Raw genomic sequence first — 21,738 nt, forward strand, 5'->3', positions numbered from 1 at the left:
AACAAAACATCTCACGATCGTTCTCATACTTCTTTAATGGTTGTTGGTTTTACATTAGCCAATTTAAATTCTTAAATCAGATAAAAATATCATCACTATCCTTAATATATAAGAGATATTGACAAATAAATTAAAACGAATTCATTAATAATATGAGTAAAATCCATCAGATGGTTAAATAAAGAACGCTGCTATAACTAATATTCACATCTAAACTGGCATGACCTTATACAACTTACTGTTTATCAGTCAGTTGTTTTATTTCAAAGAGTGCCTGTTTGTGTTCTAAATAATTATAGACATTATTTGCTAATGCATACTTAAATAACACTTCGGCACGTTTATTGTTACCTTTACTTTGGTAATATTTTCCTAAGTAAAAATAAGTTTCACAAAGGCGTTGCGCTAAAATTTTATTATTATCAACACCTTGTTGAATATTATCCATCAATTGTTTTTCGCTAATTTTACCAAGATAAAAGGCAACGATATCGCTACCCCAAACGGTTTTATCAGCCAATTGATTATAAGCATCAATTAATAGTGATTTGGCTTTAGCCTGATCCAATTTTTCCGCTATTAAATAAATCCAAAGCAATCTTAGTGGATCATTAATATCAAAGCGGTAATACGTTAAAATATCATCAAAAGCAGATTGATATCGTTGATATTGATATAACGCAACTGCTCTGTTGAAATAAGCGTAATAATAGTTGGGATCGAGCTCTATTGCTGAATTAAAGGATAAAAACGCAGCATCATAATCACCATTATTTGCTGCTGATATCCCGAGATAATTATAAACTTCAGGTACTGTACTGTCGATATTGAGTATATGAGTAAAATCACGCTGCGCAAACGCTTTTAACCCAATCTCATCATAAAGAACCGCACGCTTATATAATAGCTGCATTTTCGTATCATTATCAATATCTTTGATATATAACTGCTGGCTCAATTTCGCAATTTTCGCTTCATTTTCAAATGAAACTTGTAAAGGTACAGCCATTAATGAAACATTATCAGAATGTAACATCTGACAACCTGATATACAACTCGAAATTGCAACGGTGCATAATAAAAACCATAGTTTTTTCAAGTTGTATATTTTCATAATAAGCTCCCGTGTTTAATCATCTTTTACTAATACATAAATACGTATAGCGATAATTATTACTCTGCGCTATTGGCGCTAGATGATGGTGAAGACTCACTACCGCTATTAATCGCATCTTTCATACTTAAACGAATGCGACCTTGACGATCGATTTCCAACACTTTAACTAACACTTCTTGACCAACAGATAAAACATCAGTAACTTTTTCTACACGATGATCAGCAATTTGAGACACATGAACTAAGCCTTCTTTACCACCAATTATCGATACAAATGCTCCAAAATCAACAATACGAACAACTTTACCATTATAAATTTGACCTACTTCAACTTCAGCAGTTAAATCATTGATACGTTTCATTGCAGCTTTAGCTTTATTGCCATCTGATGCAGCAATCTTAACTGTACCATCATCCTCAATTTCAACTGTTGTTCCAGTTTCTTCAGTTAAAGCACGAATGGTTGCACCACCTTTACCAATAATATCGCGAATTTTTTCTGGATTAATTTTCATCGTATAAATACGTGGAGCAAACTCAGAAATTTCTTCACGAGGGCGATTAATTGCCTGTTCCATAACACTTAAAATATGTAAACGTGCCCCTTTAGCCTGATTTAAGGCTATTTGCATAATTTCTTTGGTGATACCTTCAATTTTGATGTCCATCTGCAATGCACTTATACCTTCGTTTGTTCCAGCAACTTTGAAGTCCATATCTCCCAGATGATCTTCATCACCAAGAATATCAGACAATACCACGAAGTTATCACCTTCTTTTACCAATCCCATCGCAATACCGGCAACAGAAGCTTTAATCGGTACACCAGCATCCATCAATGCAAGTGAAGCACCACAAACAGAAGCCATTGAAGATGATCCATTAGATTCAGTAATCTCAGAAACGACACGCACTGTATATGGGAATTCACTTGGCTTAGGCATTACCGCAGCCACGCCACGTTTGGCTAAACGACCATGACCAATTTCACGACGTTTAGGAGAACCAACCATTCCAGTTTCACCGACTGAATAAGGAGGAAAGTTGTAGTGGAATAAGAAACGATCAGTTACTTCACCAGTTAATTCATCAATAATTTGTGCATCACGCTCAGTACCAAGCGTCGCTGTAACTAATGCTTGCGTCTCACCTCGTGTAAATAATGCACTACCGTGTGTTCTTGCTAATAGATTAGTACGTACATCAAGCGCTCGAATCATATCTTTTTCACGACCATCAATACGTGGTTCACCCGCTAATACGCGTTGACGTACTGTTTGGCTCTCAATCTCAGTAATAATATTTAATACTTCAATCTCATTTAATTCTTCATTATTCGCTTTTAATGCTGCTAAAACATCTTCTTTAATTTGATCAATTTGGGCATAACGCTCTTGTTTTTGCGTAATATGATAAGCTTGACCAATACGCTCTTTAGCTAGTTCAGCCACTGAATTATATAAGGCTTCATTTTTAGCTGGTGCAACCCAATCCCATTTTTCACAGCCCGCTTTAGCCACAAACTCATTGATATTATTAATAACAACTTGTTGTTGCTCATGCCCAAACACTACCGCGGCTAACATATGTTCTTCAGATAGTAGATCAGCTTCTGACTCAACCATTAATACCGCACTTTCAGTACCGGCCACCACAAGATCTAAACGACTTTTCGGTAATTCATCAACTAATGGATTAAGCACAAATTCACCATCAATTAAGCCGACTCTTGCTGCACCAATCGGACCATGAAATGGTACACCAGATAAACATAAGGCAGTTGAAGCACCAATCATAGCAACTAAGTCTGGACTCACCTGTGGATTAACTGACACAACAGTAGCAATGATTTGAATTTCGTTAACAAACCCTTCAGGGAATAATGGGCGTAAAGGACGATCAATTAAACGTGCTATTAACGTCTCACCTTCACTAGGACGACCTTCTCGTTTAAAAAATCCACCAGGGATGCGCCCGGCAGCATAAGTCCGTTCCTGGTAATTAACGGTTAGAGGGAAAAAATCTTGACCTTCTTTAACTTTTTTATCAGCAACAACAGTAACAAATACCTCAGTATCGTCCATATTAACCATAACAGCAGCAGTTGCCTGACGAGCCATAATACCGGTTTCTAAAGTAACAGTATGACGGCCATATTGGAATTTTTGAATAGTTGGTTTAAACAAAGTAAATCTCCATTAAATAAATAAAATAAAGAGATCACCTTCATTGTTACGACTAATGACAAATCTACTGAATAATACCTCCCTTAACAAAGGGGCATTGAGATAAAATCAGCAATTAGGAAATTATTAGTAAAGCTCTCATTAGCCGTACGGAACATGAAATGATGATCTTCAAACAAAACGCACTAATTATACATTAAAATAGGTTAATGTCATACTAAATTAATACAAAACCTAACCGCTTATCGATGTTTATGAAAAAGATTATACCATTACAATCTATTTAATTTATGTTAGGTATTAATGATTAATCCATTGCTCAATTAAAGCAATAACCGTTTGAGGTTGTTCAGAATGAACATTATGCCCGGCTGACTCAACCGTTTCGATAACTGCATAAGGAAATTGGTTTAGAATATCGCTATGATATTCCTGTTTAATATATTCAGAATGACTTCCTTTAATAAATAACACTGGCTGATAGTAAGGCGTTATATCTTGCCAACCAAGAATATCTGAATAATGTTTTTCGATGACTGGAAAATTAAATAACCAATGATCCGATTTGTAGGATTTCAATAAAAATTGGATTGTCGATTGACTCAGATATTGAATCATTACTTGTTGCACTGTATTACGGTCATTAGGTACTTGCTGACCTTGAATATAAGAGGTACAAGCATTAATCGCTTTAAATACTTGACTATGTGAATCAGCGGTATAAATAACGGGGGCAATATCTAAAATGATCAAAGATTTTATTCTAGTTGGAATCATTTCAGTTAATCGCATGGCAACTTTTCCCCCCATTGAATGGCCAATAATAATCAGCTCTTCGACTGCTAACGATTGAATTAATTCGACAATATCCTCAGCCATGACAGTATAATTCATATTATTAGACCAGGGCGATAAACCATGATTACGTAAATCTACTTGAATAATTTGGTATTGATGGTTAAAAGCACGCGCAATAATACCAAGGTTGTCTAAATTACCAAATAAGCCATGTAATAGCAGTATTGTAGGTCCTTGACCTTGAATCTTATAATTCAGTTTCATAGCGATATAAAAGGTGTAATTTAATGGATTCAATAAAACACAATATAAGACGGCATAATTAGTATATGCTCTTTTTTAACAACAGTTACAAACTTCCCCCACATTTAAGTTAAAATAATCAAAATCACTCATAAAATCCAGACAAATTCAGACTTATCGTTTAAGTTATGTTAAAATCATAAAACTTTTAACGGCAAAAAATAAAATTATGTTACAAAATAATCCACTCTTGGCACAATTAAAACAACAACTTTATCAACAAACCCCTAGAGTGGAAGGTATTATTCACGCTCATGAAAAAGGTTTTGGTTTTTTAGAAACGGATAATAAAAAAAGTTATTTCATTGCCTCACAACATATGAAAAATGTCGTTAATGGTGACAGAGTTAGTGGGCAAATCATTACTAAAAATGATAAAGAATCTTTCGAGCCCGAAACAATTATTGAATCATCATTACAATCTTTTTTAGGTAGGATTACGTATAATAATAAAATGATGACTATAGTGCCAGAAAATTTGCCTCATAAATTCATTAAATGTAAGGTGAATGGTCATCTAAATCATCAACTAAAAAACGGTGACTGGGTCAAAGCAAAATTACTTACTCATGCTCTTGAAAACGATAAACATATGTTTATCGCCGAAGCCATGCAATTTGTTGCCGAAGATTCTGCGCCTGATTTATTATGGCTAAAAACACTTGCTCGGCATAATTTAGAAACCGCAGCACCGCTAGATGAGCTTTTCACATTAAATGAGGCGGAATCAAAAGTGCGGCAGGATTTTACGGATATCGATTTTTTTACCATTGATAGTAAAGAAACGCTAGACATGGATGATGCAATTAGCATTACTACTGATGACAATCATCATTTTTTACTTTCAATCGCCATTGCCGATCCAAGTACTTATTTTATTGCTGAAAGTGCTACCAATCAACAAGCTGTGCAACGCAGTTTTAGTACTTATTTACCAAATTATACTATATCAATGTTACCAAAAGTATTAGCTAATGATCTGTGTTCATTGAAACCACATGAAAAACGCCCAGCTGTAGTAGCCCAAATCACCATAAACTCACAAGGAGAAATAATCTATTCAGCAACGCGATTCACCTTAGCTTGGGTTACATCTAAAGCTAAATTAAGTTACAGTGAAGTATCCGATTTTATTGAAGACAATATACCACTAACATCGCCAATTGCGAGTTTACCGCAACAGTTAGCATTATTCGAGCAATTAGCTAAACTTAGAATCCAATGGCGTTCCGAGCATGCATTAGTATTTAAAGATAAAAATGAATACCGCTTTATATTTGATGAACATTTACAGTTAACTAATATTTTAAAAGAATCAAGACGGATAGCACATAAAATTGTTGAAGAAATGATGGTCATTGCCAATCAAGCATTTACGCATAAAATGGCCTCTGAACTTGGTTTTGGTATTTTTAATATACACAATGGTTTTGAAGCTAAGTATCTAGACTTAGTGATGAAATTATTAGCCGAACAGCAGATTGACCAACTTACTAAAGAACAATTAGCAACACTTGAAGGCTATAAAACTTTGCGTCGAACAATTGATGACAATCCGTTATTAGAATATCGTTTAAGACGATTTTTAAGCATAGTAGATTTTGCCACCACACCAAGTGCTCATTTTAGTATGGGATTATCTGCTTACGCAACATGGACGTCGCCAATCAGAAAATATGGCGATTTAGCTAATCACCGATTGCTCAAAGCACTAATACTTAATCAATCAACGACACCTCCCGAACAACAGGTTCTTACTGTTATTAATGAACGTCGTAAAGCTCTCCGGTTAGCTGAACGTGATATTAATCAAAAGTTATATAGCCAATATTTAAGTGATAAGTTAGATCAATCTTTTACAGCTGAAATTATCGATATTAACCGTGGGGGAGCAAGAGTAAGATTGACTGAAATTGGTGCAATTGCTTTTTTGCCTTTATCATTATTACATCCGATACGCGATGAAATTTCTATTCAACCAGAAGCTGGAAAGATTACCATTAATCAAACAACAACTTATCAACTACTTGATAAATTAGACGTTGTTATTAATGAAGTAAAAGCTGATGGAGCAGGCATTATTGTCAAACTTGCCGAACTACCAAGCATAAGTTAGTAATCATGCTAATTTTACAAGAAAAAAACGGAAATAAAAAAAGGGTCATTATGACCCATTTTTATTTGCTCGTTTATATTATTAAGTTAGTAGATTAATAACATGTATAGTAACTCTTTATTGTTACTTATTTTACCACCCGGAAAGGATTAGTGGTTTTATTTGGTGCTGGTTCTTTTTTATCGTATTGCGATTCATGCTCGAATCCTAATCCAACACCGTTTTCTCTAGCATAAATCGCTTCGACAGCAGCCATCGGTACAATAATATGTTGTGGCGTACCAGAAAATCTGGCATTAAATTCAATTTGTTGATTCGTCATGCAATATTGCCCCACTGAATGTGGTGCAATATTAAGTATAATTTGGTTGTCTTTAATGAATTCGGTGGGCACCATCACCCCATCGACAGTTGTATTAACCATAATATAAGGTGTTAATTCATTATCTAGAATCCAATCATACATTGCTCGAAAAAGATAAGGACGACGCGGAGTCATTTCGGTAACTTCCATTATATTAAGCTCTAATTTTTTTTTCGTCTTCAGTTAATGATTCAATAAACCCAGGGCGTTCAAATACCCGTGCCATATAATTGAGGTAATGTTTTTCAGCGACCTTAGGTAGCGTTATATCCAATAACGGTAAGCGCCATAATAACGGAGCAAAATAACAATCACACAATGTGAAGTCTTCACTCATAAAATAAGGTGTCTCTTTAAACATCACTGAAACAGCTGTCAGATCATCCTGTAACGATTTACGCGCTACTTTTGCTTCCGGTGATTTGGGATCATCAATAATTGTTTGATATGCACTATACCATTCTTTACGAATCCGATACATCGTCAAACGAGCATTGGCTCGCACAATAGGATAAACAGGCATTAATGGCGGATGAGGAAAACGTTCATCAAGATATTCCATTGCAATATGTGGCTCGTAAAGGGTTAAATCGCGATCAATTAATGTTGGAATTGAACCATAAGGGTTGAGATCTAATAACTCTTGCGGTAAGTTGTTTGCTTGCACAAATTCGATTTCGGCCGTTATACCCTTTTCCGCTAAAACCAAACGAATCTGATGACCATAAATATCTGTTGTGTCACAAAATAAAGTCATTACAGAACGTTTATTAACAGCAACTGCCATGATAACTCCAAATTTTACATTTTAACAATTTTAAGTGTGTGAACATATTTTAGCAAATTGCAAAATAAAAATGTTAAAAAATTAATAGTTATTCAATTTTATTTATTAAATAAACTATTGCATTGTTAATAAATTGTTTAAAGTCAATAGGTTATATTTTTATGTTTTTAATAATTTATCAATAGTTTTGTCATTGATCACAAAATAATCATTAAAAATGAATAAATCATCGTATGTCGAAAATTTATTACCTTTCAATAACTAATAAAATCAAAGAAATTAAAAAGCGACCAATAAGGTCGCTACCAACTTAATAAAACAAAAAATCAGTTATAACCATAATCTTGATAATCGTCATGGTGCTCAGAATTACCAGGCAGCGCTCTGGCTCTTTGCACTGGAACATAAGCTCCACTAGGCGTTTCAATTTGGCATTCACCTAAAAATAGCGAATATTTCGTATTCGCCTTCATGCTAACACCTCTAAAATAGCAAAAAGTTGCATCATAAAGGTGATGCCAACATAAAACAGCGATCAATAGCCAGACCGCTAAAATGACCAGAGCTATCCATTTAAGATATTGCTTTAAAAAAGACCAAAATCGTTTTTTAAACCAATGACAATACAGAAAAATTAGAACAAAAACTGCAATTAATGCTAATATTTCAAATAGCCAGAAAAGCCACATTGCTAATTACCTCATAAAAATAGCTAGTAAGGTATATTAACTCATTTCATGTTAAATTACATCCAAGAAGCGTTACGAATTACACCAACAGCGAGTCCTTCAATCTCAAATTCTTGCGTTTTTAAATCAACATTAATAGGTGAAAAATCTTCATTTTCAGCTAATAAACGGATTTTTGAACCACGACGCTCTAATCGCTTAACAGTTACCTCATCGCCAATTCGGGCAACAACAACTTGTCCATTACGTACATCCTGTGTTTTGTGTACTGCTAAAAGATCACCATCTAATATACCAATATTTTTCATTGACATTCCATTAACTCGCAGCAAAAAATCGGCATTTGGTTTAAATAAATTTGGATCGATTTGAAAATGCCCTTCAATGTGTTCTTGTGCTAAAATTGGTGAGCCTGCAGCAACTTGCCCTATCAATGGTAATCCAGTTGATATCTCTTCTTCCATTAATAGACGAATACCACGTGATGAACCGGCGATCATTTCGATTGCCCCCTTACGCGCGAGTGCTTTTAAATGTTCTTCTGCGGCATTAGCGGAACGAAACCCCAATTGCTTAGCAATTTCAGCACGGGTTGGTGGCATTCCGGTTGAACTAATATGATCTTTAATTAAATCATAAATTTGCTGTTGACGCTGTGTAAGTGCCTTCATAATTATCCCTGTTTTTTTATACAGATTATGTGATTATATACAGTTAAACTCAGAAAGCAAAACATTTTATAAAACATAATATGATTTATAACAATATTAAAAACAAATCCCCTCAATAAAATATCTTCAAAATTATTATTGTCTCTATTTCGTTATAGTTAAAAACTATAGATAAATATAAACATTATCAATTTGTTAATAATTAATAATCACTCTTATAATTATTATTGATTTTGACGTTTCTCCATCCTAATACAATAAAGATAATTATAAGGAAATAATAATGAATACTTATCCCATCTTTCGTGCAGATCATGTTGGTAGCTTTTTACGACCACAATTTCTACTTGATGCTCGTGCGCAATTTGCTAACCAACAAATTAATATCGAACAGTTAAGAGAAATAGAAAATAAAGCGATTATAGATATTGTGAAATTTCAGGAACAAGTTGGCATTCGTAGTATCACAGATGGAGAATTTCGTCGCACTTATTTTCACTTAGATTTTTTACAACAACTTGGTGGAGTCACTACTGACGCACCCGCTACAGTAATTGATAATAATGGTAAAGAAAAATTGCTACCACCTAATATTCGTGTCACGGGAAAAGTAAAACATGTTAAAGATATTCAACTCGCTGACTTTAAATATTTAAATAGCCAAATAACCCCTAGTTCAGTGGCAAAAGTGACGATTCCATCACCAACGATGTTACATTTTCGTGGCGGTCGTAATGGTATTGATAAACAAGCTTATCCAGTTCTAGAACCGGATTTTTATAATGATGTTGCCCAAGCTTATGCACAAGAATTAATTGCACTTCATCAAGCCGGATGTCGCCATGTTCAAATGGATGACACTAATCTCGCTTATTTATGTGATGAAAAAATGCGTGAGGCAGCTCGAAAACGTGGTGATGATCCTAACTTATTACCCTTTAAGTATGCCGAATTCATTAATAAAGTTGTTAATTTAAAACCCAAAGATTTAGTGTTAACAATCCATTTATGTCGTGGTAACTTTAAAAGTACTTTTGCGGCAAGTGGACATTATGGGCCGGTTGCAGAAGCTTTATTGAGTGAAATGAATCTAGATGGTTATTTTCTTGAATATGATGATGATCGTAGTGGTGGATTTGAACCTTTAAAATATCTGCCTAAAGGAAAAATTGCTATTTTAGGCTTAATCTCTAGCAAATTTCCCCAATTAGAAAATCAAAATGATATCAAACGCCGTATCGATCAAGCTGCCAAATATGCATCGATAGATCAATTAGCACTTTCACCACAGTGTGGATTCAGTAGTACGGTGCATGGTAATAATGTGACACTATCAGATCAAAAAGCAAAACTACAATTAACGGTTGAAATTGCACAATCTGTTTGGGGATCGACTGAAATTCATTAATCCGAAGTGCCCCCCCTAATTCGCCAGATTAAGACAATAAGTTGAACGATTTAACTTCTTATTTTTATAAGACGTTAAGTCACATTGATGATGTTTTTAAAATTGTCAATTTTTCAACTGATTATTTGACTTTGTCTAACATAATTATCGAGCTAATCGCTTTACCTAACAGCAATAAGCATTGTCTTTAAAAAATGAGAAAACTTAATGAAAGTTGCACAAATTAAACAAATCATCAATGATCGACCGATGAATCATTTCCAAATTTTAGCTATTATTGTCTGTATTTTAATTAGTATGATTGATGGTTATGATGTGATGACCATCGCATTTGTCGCGCCATCAATATCAGAACAATGGAACTTAGCACCAGAACAATTAGGATTATTATTTAGTGCTGGCTTAATCGGTATGGTGGTTGGCTCCTTGGTCATTCCCCCCTTTGCTGATCAATTCGGACGGCGAATTATTATTCTTATCTGTTTGGTTATTTTATCTGTTGGTATGATCGCCTCAGCGCTATCAACTCATTTTCTCGAATTGGTCATTGCCCGTGTATTCGCAGGACTTGGAATGGGCGCTATATTACCTGGTATCAATACCGTTATTGCCGAATATTCATCAAATCAGTATCGTTCATTAATGATCAGTATTATGGCTGCAAGCTATACAGTTGGTTCGGTAATAGGTGGTATCATTTATATTTTTGTTATCAAATATTTCGGTTGGCAATATGTTTTTTATTTGGGTGGAATCTTTTCCATCATTATGATTCCAATCGTATTTTTGTTTTTGCCAGAATCACTTGATTTTATCTTGACGAAAAATAATGAGCAAGCCTTGCTAAAGCTTAATCATTTATTAGAAAAATTACAATTAAACACATGTGCAACTTTCCCTAAAGTCGAACAACAGGATCATGTACTTGGCATTCAACAATTTAGCTTACTTTTTAATCCTGCTATTTTTAAGGCGACCCTCTTGCTATGTATTAGTGTTTCTATGTTGATGAGTTCATTTTATTTTCTTATCAATTGGACACCTAAAATATTAGTTAATTTAGGTCATTCTAAAGATCTCAGTATTACCGCTTCATTAATTATGAATATTATTGGTATTACCGGCGGCATATCCATGGGCTGGTTATCAAAAAAATATGTGGTTACCAAAATCACTGCGATCATGCTTGTCATGGCTTTTGTGTTCGTCACTGGATTCGGTTTGAGTAGTAATAGTTTACCTTTATTATTTAGTTTAATTGCATTTATTGGTTATACTATTTTTGGCGCAATGGCTGGATTATATGCAACGACCCCAACCATCTACCCTCCCCAGATCAGAACAACTGGCACAGGTATTGTATTAGGTCTTGCTCGATTAGGAGGTACCCTAGGACCTTATGTTGCTGGGTTGCTAATTTCGGCTAAATTAACACCAAATTATTATTTCTTTATTTTAGCATTGCCATTATTAATTTCTGCTATATGTGTGGTTATTATAAAGCCGTATCAAAAAATAAAAAATTGAAGGAGTCACTATGAAAACATTACTAAATCCCCCATTTCGGGCAGACGTTGTCGGCAGTTACCTAAGACCTGATTTTTTAATTCAAGCCCGAACACAATTTGTACATGGCAAAATAACGCAAAAAGAATTAACCGATATCGAAAACAGAGCAATAACTGAATTGGTTGCTAAGCAAAAAGCGGCTGGGCTTCATGTCATCACTGACGGTGAATTTCGTCGTAGCTGGTGGCATCTTGATTTCATGTGGGGATTACAAGGTGTTGAAAAAGCTTCACTTAAGGAAGGTTACAAGTTCCAGGGTGTCGAGTCACGTCCCGAAACAGCACGTTTAACTGGTAAAATAAGTGGTGAAAATCATCCTTTCATTGAGCATTTCCGTTTTCTATTACCATTTGCTGAAAGTGATATTGTTCCGCGCATCACCATCCCTGCTCCAGCTCAATTTTTTAAAGAGCTCTATCGTCCCGAAAATAAAGCAGCGACTGAAAGCATTTATCCTTCACAAACAGATTTGTTACAAGATATTGCCAATGCTTATCAAACATTTATTCAACAAATTTATGCCATTGGTTGCCGTAATGTACAACTTGATGATTGTACTTGGGGTATGATGGTAGATAGTCGTTATAACAATGCAGGCGTTGCCAATTCAGCTTCAAAATGTGATTGCAATTGTGCATCAAATGCCACTGTTATCAGCCAATCTATACAAGATTTAGCAGAAATATTTGTACAGCTTAATAATGCTGCGATCGTTAATGCACCACCAGATTTAGTCTTAACAACACATGTTTGTCGGGGTAATTATCGCTCAACCTGGGCTGCTAGTGGAGGTTATCAACCCGTTGCCTCATATCTCTTCGCCCGTGAAAATGTGCATGCCTACTATCTAGAATTCGATACAGAGCGTGCTGGCGACTTTTCTCCGCTTGCCAAAGTATCAGGTGATAAACAAGTAGTATTAGGTTTGATTTCATCTAAAGTAGGTGAATTGGAAGATAAACAAGCTGTGATAAAACGCATTAAAGAAGCTAGTCAATATTTACCTTTAGAACGGCTATGCCTAAGTACCCAATGTGGTTTTGCTTCTACCGAAGAGGGTAACGCTTTAACGGAAGAACAACAATGGGCTAAAATTGCTTTAGTTACCGATATTGCCAAAGAAGTATGGGGAACAGTTTAATCCTTAGCCTGAATTTGAGCCGTAGTATTCATCGTTGGCGATACTAATCACTCGTACGAAAAATAAGTCAGATGTTGGATTATCCAAATAAATGATCTAACTCATCAATCAATTTAACATCTGGCTTAGTATAAAAAACGCCATTTTGTGGATGTTGTGTTGACATACCACGGATAAATAAGTAATAAACACCACCGAAATGAATTGGATATTGATAATTGGCAATACGACTTCTCAAATAACGATGTAACGCTAGTGAATAAAGTTGATATTGCAAGTCATAACGATGTTCACACATGGCTTGATGCATTGCCATTTGGGTATAATCTTCAGCACTGGCACCTAAATAATTTGATTTATAATCAACAATATAATATTTCCCTTGCCACATAAAAATCATATCAATATAACCTTTTAACATCCCTTGAACTGTCATAAAATCAAGCGGTGGACATTGATTAGACAAAGCATCAAACTGTTTACAAATCCGATCAAGATCATTTGCTATTACCTGATGACGAATGGGTAAAAAGAATTGCAATTCATTTAAGCGTTGTTCGTTGGATATCTGTGATAATGACAAACCATCCATTAAAGGCGTTGAACAAACCATGGTCAACCATTCCATTAAGGGTAAACGCCAGTCATCGGGTAAATTCAATTTATCGATTATTTGACTCGTAATTGAAGGCAAATCAGGCTGTTTAAAATCGATTATTTCAAAACATTCATGCAAAACGGTTCCAACCATCGCGCCTTTAGGAAAATGGTGAATATCAAAGCGATTAATTGATTCTTCTTTAACCATATCATCTCCGATAAACTGGCCGACATCATTGGTTTGATTGGTATCTGATAAAACTTCACTATCAAAAGCCGGCTTGATATCATTGATAAAATCAGTTGTATGATTACGATAACTTGACGACTGTTGTAACCCCGAATAACTGGTGACTCGCCATGAATAATCTAATTTGCGGGTAAATAGATTTGCCACTAAGGAGTTAAGTTCTGATGTTTGATAGCGCAAAAAAGTAACAGGAACTGGAAGTTTAACATCAATAACAACTAAATCACGCCAATGCATTAATTTTTGTTGCAAAGCCGAATAATCATTTTCTGATGCTTCTAAAAGCAAATGACCAATTGCTGATTGATTTAAAGATAACTGTTTAGCCCGCCCTTTTTTTAATCCAGCTAACACAAAACTACAATGATAAATCGAACGCGTTAACGCAACATACAATAATCTAACATCTTCAGCAAGACGCTCCTGCTCAATTAACTGTTTGATTTGTGGCGTAAGTTCAAAAGCATAATGCGTAGAATAGGTTTGCCGTTCATGATATATATGGCTATCTGACTCACGATATGTGCCAATAAATGGTAAAAATACTATTGGATACTCTAATCCCTTAGATTTATGTATGGTAATAATATTAATTAAATTTTCATCGCTCTCTAGCCGTTGTTCATGATTAGTGATATTGTAATCAGGTTCATTAATTTGTTTATTTAACCAACGGATAATAGCATGAGGAGTATCCAATTCTTGAGAAATTTCCTGTAGTAACTCCCCTAAATGCATAAAATTGGTAATTGTTCGCTCACCTTCATCGCGCATTAATAAATTTTCTGCGATTTGGCGCCGATTCATTAAGTATCGTAACATTACCAATATACCATTATTCTGCCAAATAGTTTGGTATGTATTAAATTCATCAACTAAATTTTCTAACACTTGTTGATCATAAGATAATTGATCAATATCAGCCATTGATGCACCAATTAAGCAAGTTGCTAAGGCACTACGCAGATAATTTTCATCTGTTGGCATCATCACAGCCTGTAATATACGTAAAACTTCTTTAGCTTCGGTTGATTTAAATACACTGCGATGATTAGAAATATAAACACTTTTAATATGACGTTTGATTAACGCTTGCTGAATGATTTCAGCCTCACGTGCTGTACGAACAAGCACTGCGATATCAGATGAAATAATCGCCTTTTTTTGTCCCAGTTTATTAATAAAATAGCTATCTGCCAATAACCATTGTGCAATTTGTTCAGCACAGCACTGTGCTGCATAATTAAGGTAATCATTGTTAGAAGTTATACAATCTGGTAATAAATAACAACTGAGCGCATTAACAACACGGTCATTTACTAAAAACGCATTGCATTGATTTGCTTCAGCACTATGCATCGGAATAAATGGTATCTGCTGAAAAATAAAAGGATCATTTTTTAACGAAAACAAATTATTAACGGCAGCAACCATGGACGGAATAGAACGCCAATTAGTCGTCATAGTAAAACGATGATCTACCGATAGTTTTGCTTTAATATAAGTAAAAATATCTGCGCCACGGAAACTGTATATTGCTTGTTTGGGATCACCAATAAACAGCAATAACGTATTTTCACGATCTTGATAAATACGATCAAAAATCTGATATTGTACTGGATCTGTATCTTGAAATTCGTCAATCATAGCAACCGGATATTGTGCTACGATTTGTTTAACCAAATAGCTACCATTTTGGCTATATAATGCTTGCTTCAAATCAGTCAATAAATCATCGAATCCCATCTGTGCAGTGATACCTTTTTCTTTTTGTATGTTTTGACTGATGAGTTTGGTTATATCAAATAAAAAGGTATCTTTTAAACTAAATGATTGAGCAATAAATTGTTCAATTTGCGAAAATAAAGGATGGCTAGGTGCGATTTTGTCACGTTCAGTTTTATTATTTAATTCTGTCTGACTAAATTTACTAAGTTCTTTTACTGGAATTGTATAATCATCAGTCGGCGATTGAGCCCATTGAGTGACAGTTTTTAACCACCGTGCTAAATGATTTTTAGCATAGCTCTTATTGTTCACCCCAGATTGCATAATAATCATATGAATATCATCAACATTGGCTAACCATTCACTTTTAATGGTATTTATTTGGTAAATATTGTACCGATGAAAATCATTAATTCGTTCTAACAACGGGGTGGAAGATAACTGAATATTTTCCGGTATATCACGATTAATATAAGGCATAATATCAGCTAATAAGGCTTGTGGATCAGCCCAGTTTTGCCAAATAATTTTTGCCAAATCAGCAGACATTGGCGTAAAGTAATCTCGCCAAAAATCTTGTACTTTTTGTAAATAGAGATTAGTCTCATCTTTGAGTAAGACTTTTTGAAATAAACTACCGGCTTCAAATGCATAAGTAGTCAATAACCGTTGGCAAAAACTATGTATAGTAAAGATGGCTGCTTGATCCATGCTTTGTTCTGCATAATACAAACGTTTAGCTGCTGATTCTTTATCTTCAATAAGTTTGAGTAATTGTTGATAATTTGCATCGTCATGATAACCTTGTAAGCATGCCTTGCGTAGTTGATAAATATTTTGTCGAATGCGATAACGTAGTTCTTCAGTGGCGGCTTTAGTAAATGTGACCACCAAAATTTCTTCAACTGTTAATGCCCGGGAATATCCCTTATCGCCAATACCGAGTAACAATCGTAAATAAATAAATGATAACGAATAAGTTTTACCAGTTCCCGCTGAAGCTTCAATCAAAGAACGTCCAGTTAGGGGTAACGTAAAGAGGTTAAGTTCAATAGCTGATGTTATATTGGATGATGAAACCATTCCAACTTACCTTGACCTTCTGCAGATAGAGTAACAAAAGCTACATCTGCAGGTGAAAACATTGGTGGCGCAATATGTGGGCATAAATCATTAACTAAATAACCAACTAATGGCAAATGAGAAACTAATAACACCGAAGAGATGCCAAGTGATGGTAGCGTAATTAAACTATTGATCACTTGATCCGTATTACCACTTGGTGTTAACCATTGGCTCGTTTCTATTTTATTTACTAATATCTGATCAGGAAAAAAAGCAAATGACTGCTGAGCACGCAAGTAAGGACTGACCATAGCAAGATCAATAACGATATCGTGCTGTTTGAACCAATATGCTACCGATGCACATTGTTTTTGACCAAAAGAAGTTAAAGGTCGACTGGAGTCTGATATCGCTGAATATCCCGCTTCACCATGTCGCATAATGTAAACTTTTAGCATTATTCGTTTATCTCAATACATTCGCTATAAATGGTTTGTTACAAAATAGAAGTTATGCCTAATAGTGATTAACTAAGTTTTAGTTATTATCAAACAAATAACCTAAAACTACCCCGCCATTCTTTCATAGTAAGAACTACTCCTAAGTAAGAATAGCGAAGCAATCACTATTTAACGTAATTTAAGTTGAAAAATTAAACATTCAGCGCCGCAACTAAAATGAAATTTAGCTGAAAGTTGATAACCATCGTCAAGCTGATCAATTTGGCTTTCAATTTGACAAGGTTCCGATTCAACATCCCGCGCTGCTTGCGTAAGTTGATTGAGTTTTTCTTGTGCTAACTTCTCAGAAGCAAAAACATTTTTATATTCTGCCGTACAATCATCATTATCAATAATGGTACCGACATCTACACAGCAACAAGCCGGAGTCTCATTGCTTTTACATTTATTTATAGAATTTGACATGGATTACCTCTGAAATTCTTTAATTAGTTTAATTTTTACTGTCGTATTGGTGTTTAAGTATATACTTAATCAAAACGATTTTATAGTTTTTGATGGCGCTTTACTGGATATATTGCAAGTTAATCAATATCTGCAAGTAACTAACATAACTTAATTCAAACAATTAAAGTATTACATATTAATTAAGACAACTAAAATTCAAATTGATAAATTAAATCAACAGTTTGATCCAATCCAGAAGCAACATCTAAATATAATCGTGGTAATAAGCGATAACGTAACGTAAATACCGCCAATGAATCGAAAATACCAACACCATATTTTAATTGTAAATTGGGTAAAAGATAGCCGCTGACTACCACTTTTTGGCTATTACCAACGCCTTGGGTGTCTAAACTTAGGTTTTTAATACCAAAAGTATTGCCAATATCGCCAACCAAACTACCCGTTTGAGCCGTTCCTAAGCCAATAAGTAAAGCGGTGAACATATCATTATCACTCTGTTCATCACTCGATAGGCCTTGGCCACGTAATAGATAAGAAAGCGCTTCCTGCTGTGACATTGCAGGATCGGAAAAAATCTCAACTTTTGGTTCATCAGCAAGTCCAGTCACTTTGATACCTGCCGTAACATTGTCATCAATAGATTCTTGATTGCGAATGGCTTCGATATTTATCCGCGGTTGTTCAGGTAACCCGGCAAAAATAATTTCCCCTTTGCGAACTACTAAATCTTGACCATAAGCATGAAACCGACCTTTTGGGATATTGATTTGTCCGTTAACTGTCGTACCTTTTATACTTTGGGTAACAAATAATTTTCCGGTTAAATTAGCAGCTAATCCATATGCATCAATGGTGACATCATCTCCCAATGAAACCAAAACATGACTATTAATTGCCATTGTAGAATTTTTTGCTTGTACCGGCTGTAAATGATTATCTAACATAACTTCATCTGATGACACATCTACGGTAGATGGTGGTAAAGATTCGACTTGAATATTTGCTTTGGGAATAGTTACTTGTCCCGTTAGATCTAACTGTTGCTGATTAGCTGTTATGTGAATATCAGGAATAATTTGCATCGTTAATAATGGTGCAATATTAACTTCAAGCGCATCACCTTTTACAGATATAGTCGAATCCCAGTTATCAATATTTTTCCAATTGGCTTTGCCATTAATATTTACCACGCCAGCCTTGGTTTTCATGGTTCCTTTCAAATCGGATGATTTACCATTGAAATCCATATCAATCATAATTGAACGGACATCTACGGGTAATTGATTAGTTTTAATCTCACTATGTTCTAAGTCAAAGTTACCCGTAATATAAGGGTCAAGTAAACTTCCTGAAAATTTTAGGTGACTATTAATGAAACCATTTGCATGTTCATTATCATTAAGTAATGGGTTAATCATGGCGAGAGATAAATTATCAATATCAATCTGACCATCTAGACGTTTGGTTGTTAATGGCTCTATAATTCGAATATCACCTTTAAATTTACCCAAATTTTTAAAACCAAATCTCCATTTTAAATTGGCTTGTTTATCATTAAGATTAGCGTCAATATTAAATAAATCAAATGGTATCGGTAATGTTTGCGAAGAAATTTGTTGTCTTACATGCACATTATTACCTGATAGATTAACTGTTATGGTTGGTATTTTAGTATTCGGATCCCATTTAATATTTGCTTTACCATTAATATAACCAGCAATATTGGTTTGGGAATTAATAAAGGGATCAATTAAATCAAGATCAATATTTTTTAAACTGATCTCTGCCATACCTTTATTAGCCAAAACAATGTCATTATCTAAACAAATGCTTGATTGGGTATTTAACCAGCAATGTGCAAAAATCTTAGTTAATTTGCGGTTAATGTCATAATCTATCACAATTGGATGATTGATTTGCCAAAGATTATTTTTACCGACTTTAGCATTGGCTTGCGACATTATTCCCTGCCATTGACTGCGATTTTTATTAAAAGAACCATTGAGTAATATCTCGCTGGATAACGGTTTACCGTTAACGTTAAGCGTTAACTGATGCTTTTGCTCATTACCTTGTAAAGAAACAGTTGCATTATTTACACTCATATTAGGCATATTAAATTTTTTTAATTTTAGACTAATATCACCGTTAATCATATTGCTATAACTTATTTCACCGTTCAAAACGGCTTGTTCTAAAACGATATCTTGTAAAATTAATTTATTAATAACCAAATTAGAGGTAATTATTGGTTGCTTTAAAGTTCCTTTGATATTGACATGCCCAACAATATTACCCAAAATTTTTGGATTAATAACCTTTAAATTAGGAAAATTTACATTTGCAATGAAATCGTCTTGTTTGGTAGACCCATTTAATTCAATACGATTGCTATCCCAATTAAGATTAAAGTTATTAGCTAACAAATATTGATTGGAATTAATACCTAAATCACCACTTATTTGTAACGGAGCGTGATTGATTTCCCCGGTTAAGTTAACGCGATTTAAATTGATTAACCAGGCACGTTCATCATATTCGCCACTTGTTAATAAATTACCGTTCATTTTAATGGGATATGTCAATGACCATTGGCTTAGATCAATTTGATTGAAATTAATTTTTGTATCCCAATGTAACTTATTTAACCAACTAATCTTGCCGGATAAAGCCAATTCGCCTTGTGGTAGAGAGATTTTAGTTTTATTTATGTCAATATACTCATTCGTTCCATTTGATTGAATCTCAATATGAGTTGGTAATATATCTTTACTATTCACTTCACCTTTGACATTAAAATGATAAAGATTTGCCAAGCCTGATAAATCTATATCAAAATCATTTAGTTGATAATCTGCCTTATTTATTACTGGCCATTGTAGATGTTTACCACTCATTTTTAGTGTTAACGGCATATATTTTTCAAAAAAATTAATTTTAGCAAAGATATCTGCTTGATTTAATCCTTTAATATGCGTTTGCGTTGCTAACTCGCCAAGTAATTGCCCCTCAAAATGACTATTGAATTCTGAACTATTTTTTGCCGTAGTATTATTTGTTTTTGCTAGAATATCTGTTTTAATAGGCCATTCATCTCTTAATTTGATTTGCCCTTTGACTTGTATATGAGCTTTGGCATAATCGCTTGTTGCATTCGTTTCAACCAATCTAACATCAACCAAACTATTGACGGTACTTGCTTCAATTACAACATCATCAAAAAAATAATCATTACCACCTATATGTAATACCCAACCATTACCAGTTAAATGATTAACAAAAATATCTAAGGGAATATTTACATTAGGTAAAGATTGAATTAAAGGTTGATTAAATAATGTTTCGATCGTTTCATTGATCGCAAAAGGTGATTTTTTGGGTTTTAAGTTTGATGAAGAGGGATTGCTTTTCCAATCGGGAAAAATGGCCTTAACATCCATTGCCGTAGTAGGTAACACATAAATAAATTGATTTATCCAATTTGCTTGTCCTTGAAAAGAAGACAGCTCAAAATGCATATTATCCACATTAACATTAACTTTTTCTAATTGTGCCGACTTTAATTCAATTGGTAAAGGAGTTTTTACTACAAAACGTTTTAATGATTGAGGTTGTTCGGTTTTAGATTCACTTTTGGGAATTTTATCGGTCTCTATGTTGACATAAATATCTTTGGCTTGAAAGGATTTAACACAAATTTTGCCCTTAATCAGGCATAATCCGGAAAGTGAGACTCTCGCTTCACCAACCGAGACTTCAACCCCATCCATTTTAAATGTAAAACCATCAATATTCAGATCATTTAATGCTCCTTTTGCATGCTTTATCTGTATTTGAGGAACCGCTTTTTCAATTACACTGCTAATGACTTTAATACCTAAACTGGTATAAATAAAGGTAGTTAATAAAACAATAATAAACGTCAGTATACATAAAGTCACTAGGCTACGGACTTTCCATTTCCGAATACGCCTCATTTTTGTTACTTTTTTAATTCGTTGTGGGCTTTTCATA

The 21,738-nt window shown here is 34.3% G+C and carries 15 protein-coding genes; 4 read left to right on the forward strand and 11 right to left on the reverse strand.

All coding sequences use genetic code 11. The features are described from left to right. Window positions 1–235 precede the first annotated feature (235 nt). From nlpI to JMI89_RS01225, 3 genes are all read right to left on the reverse strand, one after another. Window positions 236–1,114 (reverse strand): lipoprotein NlpI, encoded by an 879-nt coding sequence (gene nlpI / locus JMI89_RS01215; protein WP_187755702.1) that lies wholly within the window; start codon window positions 1,112–1,114, stop codon window positions 236–238. Between the two features lie 59 nt (window positions 1,115–1,173). Next, a complete protein-coding gene (gene pnp / locus JMI89_RS01220) occupies window positions 1,174–3,303 on the reverse strand; it encodes a polyribonucleotide nucleotidyltransferase (RefSeq protein WP_187755703.1) in 2,130 nt (709 codons plus the stop codon). A 300-nt stretch (window positions 3,304–3,603) separates the two neighbouring features. After that, window positions 3,604–4,365 (reverse strand): alpha/beta fold hydrolase, encoded by a 762-nt coding sequence (locus JMI89_RS01225; protein WP_187755704.1) that lies wholly within the window; start codon window positions 4,363–4,365, stop codon window positions 3,604–3,606. Between the two features lie 208 nt (window positions 4,366–4,573). Here JMI89_RS01225 and JMI89_RS01230 point away from each other — a divergent pair, with 208 nt between their 5' ends. Further along, window positions 4,574–6,520, forward strand: coding sequence for an exoribonuclease II (locus JMI89_RS01230; protein WP_220679113.1), 1,947 nt, complete (start codon window positions 4,574–4,576; stop codon window positions 6,518–6,520). Between the two features lie 127 nt (window positions 6,521–6,647). On the opposite strand, the gene JMI89_RS01235 is transcribed toward JMI89_RS01230, so the two are convergent. The 4 genes from JMI89_RS01235 to lexA form a co-directional block, all read right to left on the reverse strand. Continuing rightward, window positions 6,648–7,034, reverse strand: coding sequence for a ClpXP protease specificity-enhancing factor (locus tag JMI89_RS01235; protein ID WP_187755706.1), 387 nt, complete (start codon window positions 7,032–7,034; stop codon window positions 6,648–6,650). A 4-nt stretch (window positions 7,035–7,038) separates the two neighbouring features. Continuing rightward, the gene (locus tag JMI89_RS01240; RefSeq protein WP_187755707.1) at window positions 7,039–7,671 is read right to left on the reverse strand and encodes a glutathione S-transferase N-terminal domain-containing protein; all 633 of its coding nucleotides are present in this window, start codon (window positions 7,669–7,671) and stop codon (window positions 7,039–7,041) included. A gap of 326 nt (window positions 7,672–7,997) precedes the next feature. Further along, complete coding sequence (locus JMI89_RS01245) at window positions 7,998–8,360, reverse strand: hypothetical protein (RefSeq protein WP_187755708.1); 363 nt, start codon at window positions 8,358–8,360, stop codon at window positions 7,998–8,000. A gap of 56 nt (window positions 8,361–8,416) precedes the next feature. Continuing rightward, window positions 8,417–9,031, reverse strand: a complete 615-nt coding sequence (lexA, locus tag JMI89_RS01250; RefSeq protein WP_187755709.1) for a transcriptional repressor LexA — start codon at window positions 9,029–9,031, stop codon at window positions 8,417–8,419. 283 nt (window positions 9,032–9,314) lie between these two features. Here lexA and JMI89_RS01255 point away from each other — a divergent pair, with 283 nt between their 5' ends. The 3 genes from JMI89_RS01255 (at window position 9,315) to JMI89_RS01265 (ending at window position 13,149) form a co-directional block, all read left to right on the forward strand. Next, complete coding sequence (locus JMI89_RS01255; protein ID WP_220679114.1) at window positions 9,315–10,439, forward strand: 5-methyltetrahydropteroyltriglutamate--homocysteine S-methyltransferase; 1,125 nt, start codon at window positions 9,315–9,317, stop codon at window positions 10,437–10,439. Between the two features lie 207 nt (window positions 10,440–10,646). Further along, the gene (locus tag JMI89_RS01260; protein WP_220679115.1) at window positions 10,647–11,966 is read left to right on the forward strand and encodes an MFS transporter; all 1,320 of its coding nucleotides are present in this window, start codon (window positions 10,647–10,649) and stop codon (window positions 11,964–11,966) included. A gap of 10 nt (window positions 11,967–11,976) precedes the next feature. Continuing rightward, window positions 11,977–13,149 (forward strand): 5-methyltetrahydropteroyltriglutamate--homocysteine S-methyltransferase, encoded by a 1,173-nt coding sequence (locus tag JMI89_RS01265; protein ID WP_220679116.1) that lies wholly within the window; start codon window positions 11,977–11,979, stop codon window positions 13,147–13,149. A gap of 79 nt (window positions 13,150–13,228) precedes the next feature. Here the strand turns inward: JMI89_RS01265 and recB are convergent, their stop codons facing one another. The 4 genes from recB to JMI89_RS01285 all read right to left on the reverse strand — a co-directional run bounded on the left by recB (window position 13,229) and on the right by JMI89_RS01285 (window position 21,737). Beyond that, window positions 13,229–16,810 carry an exodeoxyribonuclease V subunit beta gene (gene recB, locus JMI89_RS01270; protein WP_220679117.1) on the reverse strand — a complete coding sequence of 1,194 codons (3,582 nt, stop codon included), beginning with the start codon at window positions 16,808–16,810 and terminating at the stop codon, window positions 13,229–13,231. Then, window positions 16,789–17,250, reverse strand: coding sequence for a phosphohistidine phosphatase SixA (gene sixA, locus JMI89_RS01275; RefSeq protein WP_220679118.1), 462 nt, complete (start codon window positions 17,248–17,250; stop codon window positions 16,789–16,791). The genes recB and sixA overlap by 22 nt, the downstream gene beginning before the upstream one ends. Before the next feature lie 171 nt (window positions 17,251–17,421). Next, window positions 17,422–17,718, reverse strand: coding sequence for a YfcZ/YiiS family protein (locus tag JMI89_RS01280; RefSeq protein WP_220679119.1), 297 nt, complete (start codon window positions 17,716–17,718; stop codon window positions 17,422–17,424). A 191-nt stretch (window positions 17,719–17,909) separates the two neighbouring features. After that, window positions 17,910–21,737 carry a translocation/assembly module TamB domain-containing protein gene (locus JMI89_RS01285; protein WP_220679120.1) on the reverse strand — a complete coding sequence of 1,276 codons (3,828 nt, stop codon included), beginning with the start codon at window positions 21,735–21,737 and terminating at the stop codon, window positions 17,910–17,912. Between the last annotated feature and the right edge of the window lies 1 nt (window position 21,738).

Source organism: Frischella sp. Ac48 (assembly GCF_019641635.1).
Lineage (GTDB): Bacteria > Pseudomonadota > Gammaproteobacteria > Enterobacterales > Orbaceae > Frischella > Frischella japonica.

Coding starts and splice junctions, on each gene's coding strand:
- nlpI (WP_187755702.1), bottom strand. CDS start 1,114: ATGAAAATATACAACTTGAAAAAACTATGGTTTTTATTATGCACCGTT.
- JMI89_RS01225 (WP_187755704.1), bottom strand. CDS start 4,365: ATGAAACTGAATTATAAGATTCAAGGTCAAGGACCTACAATACTGCTA.
- JMI89_RS01230 (WP_220679113.1), top strand. CDS start 4,574: ATGTTACAAAATAATCCACTCTTGGCACAATTAAAACAACAACTTTAT.
- JMI89_RS01235 (WP_187755706.1), bottom strand. CDS start 7,034: ATGGAAGTTACCGAAATGACTCCGCGTCGTCCTTATCTTTTTCGAGCA.
- JMI89_RS01240 (WP_187755707.1), bottom strand. CDS start 7,671: ATGGCAGTTGCTGTTAATAAACGTTCTGTAATGACTTTATTTTGTGAC.
- JMI89_RS01245 (WP_187755708.1), bottom strand. CDS start 8,360: ATGTGGCTTTTCTGGCTATTTGAAATATTAGCATTAATTGCAGTTTTT.
- lexA (WP_187755709.1), bottom strand. CDS start 9,031: ATGAAGGCACTTACACAGCGTCAACAGCAAATTTATGATTTAATTAAA.
- JMI89_RS01255 (WP_220679114.1), top strand. CDS start 9,315: ATGAATACTTATCCCATCTTTCGTGCAGATCATGTTGGTAGCTTTTTA.
- JMI89_RS01260 (WP_220679115.1), top strand. CDS start 10,647: ATGAAAGTTGCACAAATTAAACAAATCATCAATGATCGACCGATGAAT.
- JMI89_RS01265 (WP_220679116.1), top strand. CDS start 11,977: ATGAAAACATTACTAAATCCCCCATTTCGGGCAGACGTTGTCGGCAGT.
- recB (WP_220679117.1), bottom strand. CDS start 16,810: ATGGTTTCATCATCCAATATAACATCAGCTATTGAACTTAACCTCTTT.
- sixA (WP_220679118.1), bottom strand. CDS start 17,250: ATGCTAAAAGTTTACATTATGCGACATGGTGAAGCGGGATATTCAGCG.
- JMI89_RS01280 (WP_220679119.1), bottom strand. CDS start 17,718: ATGTCAAATTCTATAAATAAATGTAAAAGCAATGAGACTCCGGCTTGT.
- JMI89_RS01285 (WP_220679120.1), bottom strand. CDS start 21,737: ATGAAAAGCCCACAACGAATTAAAAAAGTAACAAAAATGAGGCGTATT.